General features: G+C 61.0%; 1 pseudogene. It reads left to right on the top strand.

Annotation, left to right across the window (positions count from 1 at the left end):
• Positions 1-32: 32 nt before the first annotated feature.
• Positions 33-526, top strand: a pseudogene (locus tag L6D89_RS32410) (hypothetical protein); the annotation flags it as partial.

The following is a 526-nucleotide window of genomic DNA, read 5'->3' as shown; positions in this document are numbered from 1 at the left end:
CAGTGGGTCGGCGTGCCGCCGCTGAGCTGATCATGGCCTTCCCGAATACACCGCTTGATCCTGAAATCGCCGTGTGGGGCTGGCCATGGCATGGCCCTCTCACCTGGAACGGCTCGGGTGGGTGGGTGGCGTTGCCCAGCGGGCGAACCGTTCCGGTCACGAACGTCACGCATTGGACGTTCCTCTGGGATATGGGGATGCCAGTCTCTCTGGTAGAGACAGACGACCCGGACGAACAGTGGTGGAATGCCGCTGTTCTTCGCGCTGCTCGTGGTGGACGCGCCGTGTATGCCTATGGCGGTCAGGCAATCAACGCAGGTCGCATTCTGCTGGAAGGTCAGGTAGGCGACTTTGGCCTCACAGCAACCTCTGACAACGAGACTCAGCTGTTGAGGATGAGTTTCGGCGTAGGGGTGATGAACGCTCCGAACTTCTGGACCACCTCCGAGCGCACACTGACGTTGACCTTCACGGAGTTGGACATTCCCATTCCAGACCAGCCCGTCACGGGGGTGGAGGTCGATGT

The organism is Pseudomonas pseudonitroreducens, from assembly GCF_021603645.1.
Classification (GTDB): Bacteria; Pseudomonadota; Gammaproteobacteria; order Pseudomonadales; family Pseudomonadaceae; genus Pseudomonas; species Pseudomonas pseudonitroreducens.
The sequence above is the reverse complement of the archived record's forward strand: the minus strand, read 5'-3'. Positions and strand labels throughout refer to the sequence as shown.